The following is a 14,616-nucleotide window of genomic DNA, read 5'->3' on the forward strand; positions in this document are numbered from 1 at the left end:
CGCTTTCGCCTCGCGCACGACGCACCCGCAAGCGTTTTGATCAGGCGAGGGACGGTGACCCAGGCGGCGGGGTCAGATCGCGCAGGCGCGTGAAAACCGGGCCCTGACGCCGCGACAGCACACCCCAGTCCGGGGCCACAGAAGGGGTCGCCACGGATTGCGTCACCCTTTGCGACCCATGTTGGCCTGGTGCGCGCCTTCGCCCAAGTCGATTGGTGGGGGTTGCATCGCCTTCTGGGCGACGCGCGCGAACGTGCCAAGGCCAGAGTCGACGCCCGGATGCAGGGGAGCTCGTCGCCAAATATGCGCGGTGGCGGAGGTCGTCCGCGCATTTGACCAAATCCCATGAATTAAGGGTGCCGGACCCCTCCCTCTTCAGCGGATCGGGATGTTTTCGCGCAGCACGATGCGCGGTTCGATGTCTTTCAGGGTCAGCAGGGGCGTGCTCGCGGCGATGGCGCCGAGGAGGCGGACGACGGCCTGTTCGCCGACCAGACGGGCGTTCTGGTCGATCACCACGTCGATCTGATCCGCGGCCAGCCAGGCGCGGGTGCTGTCGGTCAGATCGTGCATGATCACGAAGGGGCGCCTGGGAAGACGTGCCTCCTGCAGCGCGCGCAGGATGCCGGTGCGGCCCGCGCCGACGCAGTAGACGCCGACCAGATCCGGCGTGGCGCGCAACAGCGCCGTCATTGCCGCGCGGGAACGTTCGCGGTCCTCGCCGGTCTCGACGGCGGGCAGCAGGGTCAGGTTGGGAAAATCATGCTCCAGCAAGGCGCGGAAACCGTATTCGCGGCCCTGATGGCCGTGGTAGGCCCGGGTGCCGAGGAAAAGGCCCACCGATCCCGAAGCCGCCCCCGCCATCCGCCCCATGATCAGCGCTGCCGTGCGGCCGGCGATCGTGTTGTCCACCCCCACATAGGCCGAGCGCGGCGTGGCCAGCACGTCCGAGGCGATGGTGACCACACGCACCCCGGCCTCGCAGATCCGCCTTATCGCCTCGCGTGTCTTGGGGTGGTCGACGGTGACAAGGCCGACACCGCTGGTCTTGAGCGCCAGGTTTTCCAACGCGGGCAACAGGACCTCCGGGCCGAACCCGTCCAGCGGGCGGACGTTGCAGGAAGCGACGAGGGGGAGGTTGGCGGAAAAGGCACGGATGCTGTCGGCCATTTCGGCCATGAAGCCGTTTTGCAGGAAGGGGATGAAGAACTCCAGATGCACGGGGCGCGAGGGCAAGGGCACCATGCCCTCGAAGGGCAGATAGCCCAGATCGCGCGCCGCCTGCAGGACCCGCTGCCGGTTGGCCGCCGACACGCCGACACGACCGTTCAGCACGCGGTCCACGGTGGCGGTGGAGACACCGGCGCTGTGGGCAACGTCGATGATCGTGGTCTTGCCCATGGGCTTTCCCCCGTCCTGCTCCTGATGCGCAGTATGGGCGTCGCGGCGCCGTCACGCAAGAAAACCATCAGCCGGCTTTGATGTGATCTGATGTAATCGGCGGTTGTGACATTCTGCCGCATGCCGGAAGATGCCCCGGAGGACATGGGTTGAGTACATGGGCGGCGGGCAGTTCCGGCACCGGGATGGACCCGCGCAAGGAGGAGGCCATGACACTTCAGCACAGCGGCAGGGGCACGACCCGATGACGGCGAGCGAGGCTGATCTGGTTCCGGCACGCGACTACGGGCTGACCGGGGCCTCTGCGGCCTCTGCCATCGCGCGCGGGCTTGCGGCGGCGGAATGGTATCACACCGAGGTGCCGCGCCGCGAGATGAAGGCCCTGATGCAGCGCCGCGATGGCCCGGCGATCCGCGACACGCTGATCTGGCTGGCCCTGCATCTGGCCTTCGCGGCGGGCGGGATCTGGTTCTGGGGCTCCTGGATCGCCGTGCCCTTCTGGCTGGCCTATGGGGTTCTTTACGGCTCGGCCTGCGATTCGCGCTGGCACGAATGCGGCCATGGCACCGCCTTCCGGACCCCTTGGATGAACGACGTGGTCTATCACATCGCCTCGTTCCAGGTGATCCGCAACCCGATCAACTGGCGGTGGAGCCATGCCCGCCACCACACCGACACGATCATCGTCGGCCGCGATGCCGAGATTGCCTGGATGCATCCGGTCAAGCTGGTGCTGAAGGGGCTGGCCTTCGTGGGCTTCGTCGATGCCTGGGCCTCGCTGAAGGGGATCGCCCGCAACGCGATGGGACAGCTTTCGCCGGACGAGAAGGACTACATCCCGCAGGCCGAGCGCCCCAAGGCGGTCTTCTGGGCCCGCGTCCACATGGCCATATATGGGGTGACCCTGGCGGCCACGCTCTGGATGCTGGCCGCGGGTATGGGCTGGAAAGCCGCGATCCCCTTCCTGCTGATCGGCGGCCCGCGCATCTACGGGGCCTGGCACATGATCATGACCGGGCTTTTGCAGCATGGCGGGCTGGCCGAGGATGTGCTGGACCACAGGCTGAACAGCCGGACCGTCTACATGAACCCGATTTCGCGCTGGATTTACTGGAACATGAACTACCATGTCGAACATCACATGTTCCCGATGGTCCCCTACCACGCCCTGCCCCGCCTGCATCAGGCCATCAAGCACGATCTGCCCGAACCGAACCCTTCAATCTGGCACGGCTACAAGGAGGTCTGGCAGGCGGTGCTGCGCCAAAGGCATGAGAAAGGTTACTACTTCCGCCGCGCCCTGCCGCCCGGCGCCCGCCCCTATCGCGACGATCTGCACGACACGGTTCCCCAGCGCGCCTCGGCCTAGGCGCCAAAGAAGAACCGGTCCGCACCCAAAAACAACGACGTCCGGCATTGTGCCTGACGCACTACGGAGGAGGAGAAGCTGATGTTGAGACGTTCCTTTCTGGGGGCTGTCGCCCTTGTTGCCCTGACCGCCGGCATGGCCAGCGCCGAGGGCAAGACCTTCTACTGGATTTCCCATGGCGGCCCGGCCGACCCGGTCTGGACCTATTTCCTGCAAGGGGCCGAGGCCTGGGCGAAAGAGACCGGCAACACGGTCAACACCTCGTTCTACTCGGGCGACGTGCCGAGCCAGCAGGAGGCGGTCCGCTCGGCCATCGCGGCCAAGGCCGACGGCATCTGCTCGACCAGCCCCGATCCGGGCTCGATGGTCGATGTGGTGAAAGAGGCGCGGGCGGCGGGCATTCCGATCGTCAACTTCAACACCCCCGACACCAAGCCGAACTGGAACGCCTATGTCGGCGGCGACCTTCTGCATGTGGGCCGGGCCTGGGCGCAGTATCTGGTTGACCACAAGATGGTGAAAGAGGGCGATTTCGTCTGGATGCCGGTCGAAGTGCCGGGCGCCTCCTATGGGGTCGAGGAAGAGAAGGGCATTGCGGAGGTCTTCAAGCCCCTGAACATCACCTGGGAAGTCACCGACGCGACGCTCGACCAGGCCGAGGTCATCAACCGGATGACCGATTACGTCACTGCCAACCGCGCCAAGATCAAGGCGATGATCGGTCTGGGCGACATGGTGACCGGTTCGGTCAAGCGGGTCTGGGATCAGGCCGGGGTCAAGCCGGGCGAGATTCCGGTCGTGGGCTGGGGCAACTCGCTCGACACCACTTCGGAGGTGACCGATGGCTATGTGGCCGCCGGCATGTGGCAGGACCCGCAGGCCACGTCTTACATGTGCCTGTCGGCCCTGCTGATGGAAACCGATGGCATCCCGATCGGCTTCAACATCATCACCGGCGCGCTTTACGAAAAGGACAAGGCGCCGCTTTACGCCAAGATCATGGGCGGCAAGTAAGCCTTCCACCTCAGGCACCCATCCGCCCGCAAGCTCCTGCGGGCGGAAACCTTTCCCTTATTCGCAGGACCCGTCATGACTGACCAGGGCACCACCCCCGCTGCGCATCCTCCAGAACTGGGGATCGTGCGGCTCTTCATCGCCAAGCCAGAGTTCGGCCCTCTGGTGCTTCTGGTGCTGATGATCGTGGTCTTCACCTCGATCAACCCGGCCTTCGCCTCGCTCAACAACATCGGCAACGCGCTGACCTTCACGGTGGAATTGGGCCTGATCGCCCTGTCGATGACTTTGCTGATGACGGCGGGCGAGTTCGATCTTTCGGTCGGCTCGGTCTTCGGCTTTTCGCCGGTGATCATGTGGACCTTCTTCAACACCGGAATCATGCCGCTGCCCGCGGCCTTTCTGGCAGCGCTGCTGATCGCGATGGCCATCGGGCTGGTGTCGGGCCTTTTCGTCACCCGGCTGGGCATCCCGTCCTTCCTCGTGACGCTGGGGATGCTTCTGGTGGTGCGGGGCAGCGCGCTCTGGCTGACCGACGGCTTTCCGCAGCGCACTTGGGATGCGCATGACCAATGGCTGTCGCAGGTTCTGGTGGGCGATTTCTACATCGGCGGCCTGCGCATCTACATGAGCCTGATCTGGTTCATCCTGCTGGCCACGCTGAGCCATTACCTTCTGACCCGGACCCGTTTTGGCAACTGGATCCAGGCCACCGGCGGCAACCCCGGGGCGGCGCGCAACCGGGGCGTTCCGACCCAGAGGGTCAAGGTCACCCTCTTCATGATGTCCGCCGCGATGGCGGCCTTTGCCGGCATCATCTCCTCGATCCGGGTCTCCGCCGCCAACCCCAACTCTGGTGCTGGCTATGAGCTGGAAGTGATCGCCATGGTGGTGATCGGTGGCACCGTGCTGACCGGCGGGCGCGGCACCATCGCCGGCACCGTCCTGGGCGTGCTGATCCTGCGCCTGATGCGCAACGGCATCGTGCTGATCGGCGTGCCGGGTCTGGCCTACAACATCTTCATCGGGGCGATCATCCTTGGCATGATGGCGCTGCACGCCGGGCTGGAACGCCGGCACAACACGGGGACCTGACCATGACCGACACCCCTCTGGTGGAAATGCGCCACATCGAGAAATACTATGGCCGCGTCCATGCCCTGCGCGACGTGAACCTGACGATCAAGAAGGGAGAGATCGTCGGCCTCCTCGGTGACAATGGCGCCGGGAAATCCACCCTGATCAAGGTCTTGTCGGGTGCTGTCCCCTATACCTCGGGCGAGATCCGCATCAAGGGCAAGCCCATCGTGATGACCTCGACCAACGATGCCATCGGCGCCGGGATCGAGACGATCTATCAGGACTCGGCCCTTGTCCCCATGCTGTCCATCGCCCGCAACCTGTTCCTGGGGCGCGAGCTTACGACCGGGCCGGGCTTCATGGGCCGGCTGGATCAGGACCGGATGAACGCGGTGGCGGCGGACCTTTTGCGCCGGGTCGGCATTTCGAAGAACATCCCGCCGACCACGCCGATCGGCTCGCTGTCGGGGGGCGAAAGGCAGGCGGTGGCGATTGCCCGCGCGATGTATTTCGACAGCGACCTCATCATCCTGGATGAGCCCACCAACAACCTTGGCGTGGCCGAAACCCAAGGCGTGCTGCGCTTCGTGCGCGAGGCGCGCGACACCGGCCATTCCTGCATCTTCATCGCCCACAACATCCACCATGTCTTTCAGGTGGTCGACCGCATGGTGGTGATGCGGCGCGGCACCGTGGTGGCGGATGACCTGCGCCCCGCCACATGCTCGATCCAGGATGTCGAGGATGTCATCACGGGCGAGCATCTGGCCCTGTGATGCAGACACGCGCGGAAGGCATAAGCTTCGGCTTTGACGCCAGCACCGGCCTGCTGGACGGCTTCACGGTCCAGGACGGGACCCGGACCATCGCCCCCCTGCACCGCGCCCCCTGGGTCGGCACGGGCGAGGCGATGCCACCCGGAGCAGCCCCCCATATCGCAACCCTTGGCGGGGATTTCTTCTGCGCGCCCTTTGCGATGTCGGAAGAAGGCTCGCCAATGCACGGCTGGTCCGCCAACGCGCCCTGGACGGTGGTGGCCCACGCAGGCGGCATCCTGCGCGCCGTTCTGTCGCGCCCGCTCCGCGGTGCGACGCTGGTCAAGGAACTGGCGGTGGAGGATGGCCACCCCTTCGTCTATCAGCGCCACGTCTTCATCGGCGGCACGGGCCGGATGCCGGTGGCAAACCATGCCAATCTGTCGCTGAAGAACGGCGGGCTGATCCGCACCTCGCCCAAGCTGCGCTGGGAGACGACCGCGAAACCGCAAGAAAGCGACCCTGCCCGCGGCCGCTCGGCCCTGCGCTACCCCGCCCAAAGCACCGACCCCCGGGCCTTTCCCGGCCTCGAAGGCCCCTGCGATCTGACCCGCTATCCCTGGAACCCCAGGCATGAGGATTTCGTCATGGGCCTTGAAGCCCCCGGTCACTGGCTCGGCTGGACCGCCGTGACCCGCCCGGCCGAGGGGGATCTTTACCTGTCGCTCCGCAATGCCCATGCCCTGCCCTTGACGATGCTCTGGCATTCGAACGGCGGGCGCGATTATGCGCCGTGGTCGGGCCGCCACATCGGCTGCCTTGGCGTCGAGGAAGGCGCCACGGCCCATATGCTCAGCCTGTCGACCGAGGCCGACCTTTCCGGTCCCGGCGCCCTGAACCTGGGCGGCGTGACCGAGGTGCGCCATGTCATCGGGGCGGTGGCCTGGCCCTCGGGCGAAGCCGTGGCCGAGATCCTGGCCGGCGAAGGCTTCATCGACATCCGCGGCGAGGCGGGGGCGTCGCGCCGGGTTCCCTGCCGCACAGACCTTCTGAAGGACGCATGATGCATATCCTCTATGACCCCGAGCCCCGCGCCAGCGAGGAGATCTTTTCCGCCACCGAACTGGCCGATCTGCGCGCGCACCACACCGTCATCGAATGGCAGGGCGAGGAGCGTGACGCCTTCTACGCCCGCCACCTGCCGCAGACCGAGGTCCTGATCTCGCAGCAGGCGATGGGGGCAGACCGGCTTGCCCTGGCGCCGCATCTGCGGGTGATCTTCAACGTCGAGACGAATTTCCTGCCCAATGTCGATTACGACACCTGCTTTGCCCGCGGCATCCATGTGCTGGCCCCCGGCGCCGTCTTTGCCGCCCCGGTCGCCGAGATGGCGCTTGGCATGGCGCTGAGCCTCGCCCGCAACATCCACGGCGAACATGCCGCCTTCCTGCGCGGCGAGGAGAAATGGCTCTTCGAGGGCAACAAGCAATCCGAGCTTCTCGCCGGCTCCACCGTCGGCATCGTAGGCTTTGGCGACCTCGGCCGCGCGCTGCATCGGCTGCTGCAGCCCTTCGCCCCCCGCGTTCAGGTCTTCGACCCCTGGCTGCCCGAGGGCCATCTGCGCCGGCTTGGCGTCGAACCGGTCGGCTTTGACCAGCTGATGGCCGAGAACCGCTTCGTCTTCGTCATGGCCACGATCACCACCGACAATGCCGGCATGATCGACGCCCGCGCCCTTGCCCTGATGCAGCCCGGGGCCATGCTCTTGCTGATGAGCCGTGCCGCCGCCGCAGACTTCCCCGCCCTGACCGCGGCGGCACGCTCCGGCCGGATCCGTGTCGCGACGGATGTCTTCCCGGTCGAACCGCTGCCCCCGGAGGATCCGATCCGTGCCGTGCCGAACATGCTGTTCTCCCCCCACCGCGCCGGCGCCCTGACCTTCGCCCTGCGCGAGATCGGCACCCGCGTGCTGGAGGACCTCGCCCTGATCGCCCGCGGCCTGCCCCCCGTGGCTTGCCGAAGGGCCGAGAGGGAAACGGTGACACGCATGCGCTCGAAGCCGGTGGAAAAGGCGTAACGGCGTCGCTGTCGCAACGGTGGGGCTGTTGACTGTCAACAGCCCTGATGTTTGCACGGCTGTCGTGACGCTCGTTGCTTCCGAGACTCCCGGTCGGTCCTCAGCATCAAAGCTGAACCGGACGGCGCAGAAGCGTCAGCTGGACCGCGTCCAGTCCATCGCAGACGGATTGCGCAAAGTTCCTCCGTCAGGGCTTCAGGCTGCTCTGCGGCATCGAATTGGCGCGGACCGGCACCAACCGGGGCCTGCGCCTGCAGAAGCGCCGTCGCCACGAGGGATCCCTTGTCACAAACCCTTCGCGTTTGGGTCGCAGGATTGTGACCTCTGCACGGTAGCAGGACGGCACTCCAACCCAAACCGACGCGTGGGTTTCCCCTTCGCATGGGGTCGGAGCCGAAACCGAAGGGCGCGCCGAGCGATCCGGTGCCCCAGAGCCTGCCCCGAAACGCAGCCCGACAGCGGAGGCCGCTTCAGATGACCTATTCACCGGCGATGGAAGATCAACTCGGGTCCGCGGTGCACCAGAACGCCGCCTGGAGCGTGACCGGCCTGCTTGAACGCCTGTTCTCGCGCCTGTTTCACGGGCTGGTCTATCCGCAGATCTGGGAAGATCCCGTGGTCGACATGGCCGCCCTTCGGATCGGGCCACAGGACAACATCATCTGCATCGCCTCGGGCGGGTGCAACGTGATGTCCTATCTGACCGCCCGGCCACGCTCGATCGTCGCGGTGGACCTGTCGCCGGCGCATGTGGCGCTGGGTCGGCTGAAGCTGGCGGCGGCGCAGTATCTGCCCGACCAGGCGCGTTTCTTCGACTTCTTCGGGCGCGCCAATCTGGCGGGCAATGTCGCGGCCTATGACCGCTTTCTCGCCGCCCACCTCGACCCCGAGACCCGGGCCTTCTGGGAGGCGCGTCCGCTGGGCCGCCGCCGCATCTCGATGTTCCGGCGGGATTTCTACCGCTTCGGCCTTCTCGGCCGCTTTCTGGGCGCGACGCATCTGGTGGCCCGGCTCGGCCGCGTCGATTTCACCGATTTCCTGAAGGCCACGAGCCTGGAGCATCAGGTCCGCTTCTTCGACGAAAGGGTGGAGCCCCTGTTCCGCAACCCCCTGGTGCGCGCGCTCGCCAAGCGGCGCGCCTCGCTGTTCGGCCTGGGGATTCCGCCGGCGCAATATGACAAGCTGGCGGCCGATGGTGGCGGCGACGTGATACCGGTGCTGCGCGAAAGGGTCCGCAAGCTGATGTGCGACTTTCCGGTGCGGCAGAACTACTTTGCCGCGCAGGCCTTTCAGCGCGGCTATGCCAAGACCGAGGACGGCTCGCTTCCGCCCTATCTCGAGCCGCAGAACTTCGAAACGCTGCGCGACAATGCCGGGCGGGTGCAGGTGCTGAACCGTTCGCTGACCGATCTTCTGGCCGAGGCGCCTGACCGGTCCAAGGATTGCTATGTGCTGCTGGATGCCCAGGACTGGATGACCGATGCCCAGCTGAACGCCCTTTGGACTCAGATCAGCCGGACGGCAAAGCCCGGCGCGCGGGTGATCTTCCGCACCGGCGGGCAGCAGGACATCTTGCCGGGCCGGGTGGCTGCGGACACGCTGGCCGGCTGGCATTATGACGAAGCCGCCTCGCGCCTTGGCTTCACCAATGACCGCTCGGCCATCTACGGCGGGTTTCACCTCTACCGGCGCAAGGACTGATCCCATGGCACAGCAGTCGCTTGGCCATGCCGCCCTGATGGATGCCACCTACCGCTATCAGCGGGTGATCTACGACGCGACCCGGCGCTATTACCTGCTTGGGCGGGATCAGCTGATCGCGGATCTGGCGCCGGCGCGGGGCCACCGCATCCTCGAAATCGCCTGCGGCACCGGGCGCAACCTCGACCTCATCTCGCGCCGCCATCCGGGGTGCCGGCTCTTCGGCCTCGATATCTCGGGCGAGATGCTGCATTCGGCCCGGGCCAAGCTTGGCCGCCGCGCCCATCTGGTGCAGGCCGATGCCTGCAGTTTCGATGCGATGCGGGCCTTTGGCGAGGCGGAGTTCGACCGGATCATCCTGTCCTATTCCGTCTCGATGATCCCGGACTGGATGGCGGCGCTGGACACCGCGGCGCGCCACCTTGCCAAGGGCGGGCAGTTGCATGTCGTCGATTTCGGCGACCTGTCCGGCCTGCCGCAATGGTTCCGTCGGGCGCTGCACCGCTGGCTGGCGAAATTCCATGTGACACCGCGCGAAAACCTTGCCGTAGCACTGGAGAGCGTCGCGGCACGGCATGGCTGCGAGGTCCGCCACGGCACGCATTTCCGCGGCTATGCCCGGCGTGGCACCTTGATCCGGAACGGGTGACCGTTGTCCGGAAGGCCTCACCTCCAGCAGGCATGACACCGCGCGCGCGGCAGCGGTGCCGCGATCAGGTCTTGTCTGGCGCGGCGGAATCCCGTTCACTTAAGATGATCCTTTCCCTGGCTTACGGAGTTCCCATCATGGCGCCACAGCTGACCGGCAGGCATGTCGTTGTGACGGGCGGAACCGGCGCGCTCGGGCAGGTCGTCGTGGACCGGCTGCTGGCCGAGGGGATGATCTGCCATGTGCCCCGCCACGGCGCCGAGGGTGACGAGACCCCCGTCCCCTCCGGGCTGCATCTCGTCTCCGGCATCGATCTGACGGATGAGGCGGCGGTGGCGGGCTTTTACGGCGCCATCCCCGAGCTTTGGGCTTCCGTGCATCTGGCGGGGGGCTTTGCCATGGCGCCGGTGACCGCGACGGGAAGGGCGGATTTCCTGCGGATGATCGAGATGAATGCCGTGACGACGTTCCTCTGCTGCCGGGCCGCGGTGGCGGCGATGCGCAAGGGCGGTCAGGGGGGGCGCATCGTCAATGTGTCGGCCCGACCGGGCCTGGACCCCCGCAAGGGTTCCGGCATGGTGGCCTATGCCGCGGCAAAGGCGGCGGTGGCCGCGATGACCCAGGCGCTGGCCGAAGAGGTCAAGGCCGACCGCATCCTGGTCAACGCCATCGCGCCCTCGACCCTCGACACGCCCGCCAACCGCGCGGCGATGCCGAAGAGCGACCCGTCGCACTGGCTGAGCCCCGAGGCGGCGGCAGAGGCCGTCCTGCAGATGATCTCGCCCGCGAACATGGAGATCAGCGGCGCGCTCCTGCCGCTTTATGCCCGCGCCTGAGGGCCCTGCCCGCAAGCCGCCTGAAAGCCCGGGCCTTGCGGAGTGCCGGGACTTCTGTCGCAAAACTGTCATCGAACGGACGTCTTACTCAACCGCCTGACGCGGAAAGGGACCCTGCGGCGGGCGGAGGCCTTCGGCCGACCTGTCTTTCGTCTTTCCCCACACTCGGCGCTTGGTGGAAAGCCGCAAGCGGTCTCGGTCTTGGCTGTCGAAGCTCTGGCGCGGCGGGAGAGTTTGATGAAACGGGTGCTTTTGATCGTGGCGGCCCTGGCGGTTGCGGCCGTGGCGCTGGTGTCGGGGCTTGGGCTTTTCACGCCGCCGCCGGTGCCCCTTTCCATCCTCGCCGGGTCGGAGAACAAGACGCTGGAGCCTTTGATCCTTGACTGGGCCGGCAAGAACAACACGCAAGTCTCGCTCACCTACTTAGGCTCGGTCGATATCTCGCGCGAACTGCAGAAGGGCAGCGCCAGCAGCTATGACGCGGTCTGGCCGGCGCATTCGCTGTGGATCGCACTGGGCGATACGAAAAAGGCCACCAAACACGCGGAATCGATCCTGCGCTCGCCGGTGGTGCTGGGTCTCAAAAAATCCATCGCGGAGAAGCTGGGCTGGGTCGGGCGGCAGGACATCACCGTGCAGATGATCGCCGAGGCCGCCAGCGCCAACAAATTCCGCCTGGCGATGACCTCGGCCACCCAGTCGAACTCGGGCGCCGCGGCCTATATCGGCTTTCTCTATGCGATGGCCGGCAATCCCGACCTTCTGACCATGGCCAACCTCGAGGACCCAAAGGTGCAGGACGGGGTGCGCCGGCTTCTGGCCCAGGTTGACCGATCCTCGGGCTCCTCGGGCTGGCTGAAGGATTCGCTCGTCGCCAACCCCACCGCCTATGATGCGATGGTGAACTACGAATCCACCGTGCTGGAGGCCGATGAGGCGCTGACCGCCGCCGGGGCCGAGCCGCTTTACATCATCTACCCCGCCAACGGGCTTTCGGTCGCCGACAGCCCGCTTGCCTATATCGACAAGGGCGATGCGGCCCGGGAAAAGGCCTTCCTCGCCCTGCAAGGCTTCCTTCTGTCCCCCGCCACGCAAAAGACCCTCTCGGACCTTGGCCGCCGCTCGGGGATTGTCGGGATGGAGGCGCAGGGGGCGGACCCCAAGGTCTGGAACAGCGCCTGGGGCGCCGACCTTGCCCGCGACATCGCCCCGGTGCCGATCCCGGGGCCCGATGTCATCGCCGAGGCCCTGACCCTCTACCAGACCGAGCTGCGCAAACCCTCGCTGACGGTCTGGGTGCTGGATGTCTCCGGCTCGATGGGCGGTGCGCCGATCGAACAGTTGAAACAGGCGATGACCCTGCTCTTGGACAAGAAATCCGCCGCGGTGAACCTGCTGCAACCCTCGCGCCGCGATGTGACCATCATCATCCCGTTCAATGACAGGGTCGGCCAGCCCATCGTCGTGAAGGGATCGGGCGATGCCGACCTTGCCGCGGCGCTGGCCCAGGTGGATCGGCTGCAGGCGGATGGCGGCACCGATCTTTACGCGGCCCTCGGCACCGCGCTGCAGGCCTTGCAGCCCTACAAGGACGACGGCACGCTTTTCACCTATCTGCCGGCGATCGTGGCGATGACAGACGGCGCCTCGGATATGGGCAATTTCAACTGGTTCACCCGGATCAGAAGCCAGATCGGCTTTGGCACCGATGTGCCGATCCATGCCATCGCCTTCGGAGACGCCGACATGGCGCAGCTGACCGCCCTGACCAATGGCAGCATCGGGCGCCTCTTCATCGCAAGCGACGATCTGGCCGGGGCGCTGCGTCAAGCCAAGGGTTACAACTGATGGGCCTGCCCGACGGAACCCGGCAGATCCTCGCCGCCCTCATGGCCTCCGCCGCCTTCCTGGCGCTGTTCATCGCGGCCGACCTCGTCTGGTGGCTGGCGCTTGGCCTTGCCGCCGTGATCTATGCCGCCCTTCTGCTGCTGATCCCGCGCCGCCGCCCGCTGACCGAGGTGATGGTCTCGGACCAGGTCACGGCCGAGGATATCGCCCGCGCGACCGAGGCGCTGAAGGACGCCGCCCTTCGGCTGGGCGAGGCCGCCAAACGGGCGCCCGAGGCCGACCGCGCCGGGCTGGTCGACATGTCACGCCACCTGTCCTCGATCCGCGAGCTGATCCGGGCCGACCCGCGCAACTACCGCCAGACCCGGCAGTTCATCTCGTATTTCCTTCCGCTGATCGTGACCGCGGTCGAATCCTATATGGGCCTGGCCCAGCTGGCGCAGAAGGAGAATGCCGCCCGCCTCGCCGAATTGGGCAGCCTGATCAAGGGTTTCCTGCCCGTGGTGCAGAAGATCGACCAGGCCTGCATCGAGAACGACTTCACCGAGCTGGAGGCGCAGGTCTCGGCCCTGCAATTCCAGTTGAAACGCGTATAGAGGGGCGTCATGAACCGCACCATCCTTGGCCTCGTCCTTCTGCTGGTGGTCGCCGGCGTCACGATTGCCGCCACCCAGTTCAACCTGATGGGCCTCTTGCAAAGGGCCGCGCCGGTCTCGCCGGTCACCGTCTCGATCTTCTATGGCGGCGAGAAGGCCTCGCTTCTGGCCAATCCCAGGATCACCGCGATCCTGAAGGACCGCTATGGCGTGACGCTTTCGGCCACCAAGGCCGGCTCGGTGGAGATGGTGACCACGCTCGACACCAGCGGCAAGGATTGCCTCTGGCCCTCCAACGGCGTGTCGGTCGAGATGGCGCGCGCTTCGGGCAAGACGGTGCTGTCGGATGCGACGATTTTCAATTCCCCCATCGTGCTTTACGCTTGGTCCGACGTGGCCGATGCGCTGACCCGCGCCGGGGTTGTGCATGCGGGCGCCGATGGCACGCTTTACGCCGATGTGCAGGCGCTGGGCGGGCTGATCACCAGCGGCAAGCGCTGGAAGGAGGATCTGGGCCTGAACATCTACGGCCCCTTCAAGGTCACCTCCACCGATCCGGTCAAGTCGAACTCCGGCCTGATCTGGGCGGCGCTGCTGGCCCATGGCTTCAACGCGGGCGCAACCCCGACCGAGGCGGACCTCGAGGGCCTTCTGCCGAAGCTGAAGAGCTATTTCGCGGCGATGGGCTTCATGGAAACCTCCTCCGGCGATCTCTTCGAGAATTTCCTCAAACAGGGCAAGGGAGCGCGGCCGATCATCGTCGGATATGAGAACCAGATGGTCGAGTTCATGACCGAAAACCAGCGCTATGCCGATCTGATCAAGACCAAGATCAAGGTGATCTACCCCGAGCCCACCATCTTCGCCTCGCATCCCCTGATTTCGCTGACCCCAACCTGCAAGCGGCTGGCCGATGCCCTCTCCGACCCCGCCCTGCAGCAGATCGCCTGGGCCGAGCACGGCTTTCGCACCGGCCTGATTGGCGTGACCAATGACCCGGCGGCGATCCGCGTGGCCAAACTGCCCGAAACCGTGGCCCTGGTGGTGCCGATGCCCTCGGCCAAGGTGATGATCGACATCGTGGCCGCCGTGGAGAACTGAGTCGTGTTTCGACGTGCAGAATTGCCCCCGGCTTTCTGTCGGTCCGTCCGTTGCGAGGCAGCAGAAGGGGGCTGAAACGGGGGGAGACGATCACGTAGGTGCGGCAGGTCTTCCAGGTTCAGGTCTGGTCGGTGAAGAAGAACCTGCGGGAACAGGACGCATCTCGGATACCGCCCGGAAGGTCCTGCA

General features: G+C 66.1%; 13 protein-coding genes. 12 read left to right on the forward strand and 1 reads right to left on the reverse strand.

Annotated elements, in window-relative coordinates:
• Positions 1–375: 375 nt before the first annotated feature.
• The gene (locus tag AC1DZT_RS17475; protein WP_478007928.1) at positions 376–1,401 is read right to left on the reverse strand and encodes a LacI family DNA-binding transcriptional regulator; all 1,026 of its coding nucleotides are present in this window, start codon (positions 1,399–1,401) and stop codon (positions 376–378) included.
• A gap of 244 nt (positions 1,402–1,645) precedes the next feature.
• On the opposite strand from AC1DZT_RS17475, the gene AC1DZT_RS17480 reads away from it, so the two are divergent.
• The 12 genes from AC1DZT_RS17480 to AC1DZT_RS17535 all read left to right on the forward strand — a co-directional run bounded on the left by AC1DZT_RS17480 (position 1,646) and on the right by AC1DZT_RS17535 (position 14,427).
• Positions 1,646–2,770 carry a fatty acid desaturase family protein gene (locus AC1DZT_RS17480; RefSeq protein WP_478007929.1) on the forward strand — a complete coding sequence of 375 codons (1,125 nt, stop codon included), beginning with the start codon at positions 1,646–1,648 and terminating at the stop codon, positions 2,768–2,770.
• A gap of 81 nt (positions 2,771–2,851) precedes the next feature.
• Positions 2,852–3,784, forward strand: a complete 933-nt coding sequence (locus AC1DZT_RS17485) for a substrate-binding domain-containing protein (protein WP_478007930.1) — start codon at positions 2,852–2,854, stop codon at positions 3,782–3,784.
• A gap of 75 nt (positions 3,785–3,859) precedes the next feature.
• A complete protein-coding gene (locus tag AC1DZT_RS17490) occupies positions 3,860–4,879 on the forward strand; it encodes an ABC transporter permease (RefSeq protein ID WP_478007931.1) in 1,020 nt (339 codons plus the stop codon).
• Positions 4,880–4,881: 2 nt separating this feature from the next.
• On the forward strand, positions 4,882–5,640 hold the full coding sequence (locus AC1DZT_RS17495) for an ATP-binding cassette domain-containing protein (protein ID WP_478007932.1): 759 nt from the start codon (positions 4,882–4,884) through the stop codon (positions 5,638–5,640).
• The gene (locus AC1DZT_RS17500) at positions 5,640–6,683 is read left to right on the forward strand and encodes a hypothetical protein (RefSeq protein ID WP_478007933.1); all 1,044 of its coding nucleotides are present in this window, start codon (positions 5,640–5,642) and stop codon (positions 6,681–6,683) included. Before AC1DZT_RS17495 ends, AC1DZT_RS17500 begins: the two co-directional genes overlap by 1 nt.
• Positions 6,680–7,696 (forward strand): hydroxyacid dehydrogenase, encoded by a 1,017-nt coding sequence (locus tag AC1DZT_RS17505; protein ID WP_478007934.1) that lies wholly within the window; start codon positions 6,680–6,682, stop codon positions 7,694–7,696. Before AC1DZT_RS17500 ends, AC1DZT_RS17505 begins: the two co-directional genes overlap by 4 nt.
• A gap of 474 nt (positions 7,697–8,170) precedes the next feature.
• Complete coding sequence (locus AC1DZT_RS17510; RefSeq protein ID WP_478007935.1) at positions 8,171–9,397, forward strand: BtaA family protein; 1,227 nt, start codon at positions 8,171–8,173, stop codon at positions 9,395–9,397.
• Between the two features lie 4 nt (positions 9,398–9,401).
• Positions 9,402–10,046 carry a class I SAM-dependent methyltransferase gene (locus AC1DZT_RS17515; RefSeq protein ID WP_478007936.1) on the forward strand — a complete coding sequence of 215 codons (645 nt, stop codon included), beginning with the start codon at positions 9,402–9,404 and terminating at the stop codon, positions 10,044–10,046.
• 137 nt (positions 10,047–10,183) lie between these two features.
• Complete coding sequence (locus AC1DZT_RS17520) at positions 10,184–10,882, forward strand: SDR family NAD(P)-dependent oxidoreductase (RefSeq protein ID WP_478007937.1); 699 nt, start codon at positions 10,184–10,186, stop codon at positions 10,880–10,882.
• 237 nt (positions 10,883–11,119) lie between these two features.
• Positions 11,120–12,730, forward strand: coding sequence for a substrate-binding domain-containing protein (locus AC1DZT_RS17525; RefSeq protein ID WP_478007938.1), 1,611 nt, complete (start codon positions 11,120–11,122; stop codon positions 12,728–12,730).
• Positions 12,730–13,326 carry a 5-bromo-4-chloroindolyl phosphate hydrolysis family protein gene (locus AC1DZT_RS17530; protein WP_478007939.1) on the forward strand — a complete coding sequence of 199 codons (597 nt, stop codon included), beginning with the start codon at positions 12,730–12,732 and terminating at the stop codon, positions 13,324–13,326. Before AC1DZT_RS17525 ends, AC1DZT_RS17530 begins: the two co-directional genes overlap by 1 nt.
• Before the next feature lie 9 nt (positions 13,327–13,335).
• Positions 13,336–14,427 (forward strand): hypothetical protein, encoded by a 1,092-nt coding sequence (locus AC1DZT_RS17535; protein WP_478007940.1) that lies wholly within the window; start codon positions 13,336–13,338, stop codon positions 14,425–14,427.
• Positions 14,428–14,616 lie beyond the last annotated feature (189 nt).

It is taken from the genome of Rhodobacter sp. P1_C2 (genome assembly GCF_056406375.1).

What these genes read in the sequence shown, in the direction of transcription:
- AC1DZT_RS17515 (WP_478007936.1), top strand. Translation starts at nt 9,402, where the DNA reads ATGGCACAGCAGTCGCTTGGCCATGCCGCCCTGATGGATGCCACCTAC.
- AC1DZT_RS17510 (WP_478007935.1), top strand. Translation starts at nt 8,171, where the DNA reads ATGACCTATTCACCGGCGATGGAAGATCAACTCGGGTCCGCGGTGCAC.
- AC1DZT_RS17490 (WP_478007931.1), top strand. Translation starts at nt 3,860, where the DNA reads ATGACTGACCAGGGCACCACCCCCGCTGCGCATCCTCCAGAACTGGGG.
- AC1DZT_RS17480 (WP_478007929.1), top strand. Translation starts at nt 1,646, where the DNA reads ATGACGGCGAGCGAGGCTGATCTGGTTCCGGCACGCGACTACGGGCTG.
- AC1DZT_RS17505 (WP_478007934.1), top strand. Translation starts at nt 6,680, where the DNA reads ATGATGCATATCCTCTATGACCCCGAGCCCCGCGCCAGCGAGGAGATC.
- AC1DZT_RS17495 (WP_478007932.1), top strand. Translation starts at nt 4,882, where the DNA reads ATGACCGACACCCCTCTGGTGGAAATGCGCCACATCGAGAAATACTAT.
- AC1DZT_RS17475 (WP_478007928.1), bottom strand. Translation starts at nt 1,401, where the DNA reads ATGGGCAAGACCACGATCATCGACGTTGCCCACAGCGCCGGTGTCTCC.
- AC1DZT_RS17535 (WP_478007940.1), top strand. Translation starts at nt 13,336, where the DNA reads ATGAACCGCACCATCCTTGGCCTCGTCCTTCTGCTGGTGGTCGCCGGC.
- AC1DZT_RS17520 (WP_478007937.1), top strand. Translation starts at nt 10,184, where the DNA reads ATGGCGCCACAGCTGACCGGCAGGCATGTCGTTGTGACGGGCGGAACC.
- AC1DZT_RS17500 (WP_478007933.1), top strand. Translation starts at nt 5,640, where the DNA reads ATGCAGACACGCGCGGAAGGCATAAGCTTCGGCTTTGACGCCAGCACC.
- AC1DZT_RS17530 (WP_478007939.1), top strand. Translation starts at nt 12,730, where the DNA reads ATGGGCCTGCCCGACGGAACCCGGCAGATCCTCGCCGCCCTCATGGCC.
- AC1DZT_RS17525 (WP_478007938.1), top strand. Translation starts at nt 11,120, where the DNA reads ATGAAACGGGTGCTTTTGATCGTGGCGGCCCTGGCGGTTGCGGCCGTG.
- AC1DZT_RS17485 (WP_478007930.1), top strand. Translation starts at nt 2,852, where the DNA reads ATGTTGAGACGTTCCTTTCTGGGGGCTGTCGCCCTTGTTGCCCTGACC.